1 protein-coding gene is annotated in these 1,313 nt (G+C 65.7%); it reads right to left on the reverse strand.

The genetic code is table 11. The features are described 5' to 3' along the window. The coding region (locus tag x551_RS22325; protein ID WP_152543641.1) for a hypothetical protein at positions 1 to 1,222 on the reverse strand (1,222 nt) is incomplete at its 3' end. Between the last annotated feature and the right edge of the window lie 91 nt (positions 1,223 to 1,313).

A 1,313-nucleotide genomic window follows, 5' to 3' on the forward strand; every position in this document is an offset into this window, starting at 1 on the left:
GGGTGAGGGTCACGGCGTCACGCGGTGCCTTGCCGGTCTTCTCGGTCTTGCCCTTCAGGTCGAGCAGTTGCTCCATCTGGCCGGGGCCGATCTTGTCGACGTACTGCTTGAGGTCGGTCCTGGTGAAGGCCTGGGGATCGTCCATGGCCTGCTGACGCAAGGTGAGGTACAGATCCCAGTCGGTCTTGACGGGGCGTCCCTGGGCCTCCATGCGGCGCTGCCGGGCTTCAGCCTGCTGTCGGTTCAGGACGGCCGCCCGGTGGGTGTCGCTCAGGCGGCCCCAGGTCGTCGTGCTCACCTTGCCGGTCTGCTCGACCTCCAGCAGCGCGGTGCCGTAGTTCTGCTCCTCGTGGTCGCGGCGCGTGGCCTCGGCGTAGGCGTAGCGGCCCATGACTTCGGTCTTCAGCAGCTTCTCGTGCTCGCCCTGGTAGTCCTTCTCGATCAGCTGCATCGCTTCGCCCAACGGCAGCTTGCGGGCCATGATCTCGTCCGCCTGGTCCTGCGACTGCATCAGCATGTCGGACTTATCGATCACCTTCAGCAGTGTCGGGAGCTTCTCGGCGGGCACCATGGACATGAGCGGCGACTCGCGCAGACCGGCAGGGTCCTTGCCGGCCATCGAGAGCGCCGCGGCGTACGCGATGCTGCCCTTGGCGTGCTCGCGCATCTCCTTGCGTTCGAGCACGGACAGCTGGTCGCTGTTGTCGACCTCCGCCACTTGCTGGGCGATCAGATCCAGCGCCTGCGCGGGATCGATCTCCGCGGTGGCGGCGCGTTTGCCGAGGGTCGAAGTGAGGGTTTGGCGACGGTAGCCCGCGCGGGCATCGGCCTCGAACTCGATCGACTTGGTGAGCACGCCCTCACGCAGACCGGCGAAGCGTTGCTGGAGGATGCGTGCTTCGTCGTTGCCGCTCGCGGTCTTGAGCAGCTTCGTTTTGAGAGTCTCGAAGTTCTTCAGCGTCTTGGCGGTGTAGTCCTCGGCGCTGGAGGGATCGAACTGGGTCCGCCTGTCGATCTCGGTGCGCGTCCACTCGAGCTGCGCATCGGCGATCTTCTCGGTAGCGCGGACCTTGGCTTGCTCGAAGTCGGCCTGTCGGTAGGCGTCCGCAGCGTCCGCCACGCCGCGCACCAGGCCGCTGGTGTCGATTGGCGTGACGCCACCGCCTCCAACACGTTGAAATGCCGGGGCAAGCTCGGATTGGATGATGGGAATCTTCGGCACGGCCGCTCCTAGTAAACTTCACTGCCCGATTGGCCCCGACCCACAGCGTGCAAAAAGCGTCCTGCGGTATCCCCGGTGTGAGCCTCCAACC

It is taken from the genome of Methylibium sp. T29, assembly GCF_000576205.1.
GTDB classification, from domain to species: Bacteria; Pseudomonadota; Gammaproteobacteria; order Burkholderiales; family Burkholderiaceae_C; genus Methylibium; species Methylibium petroleiphilum.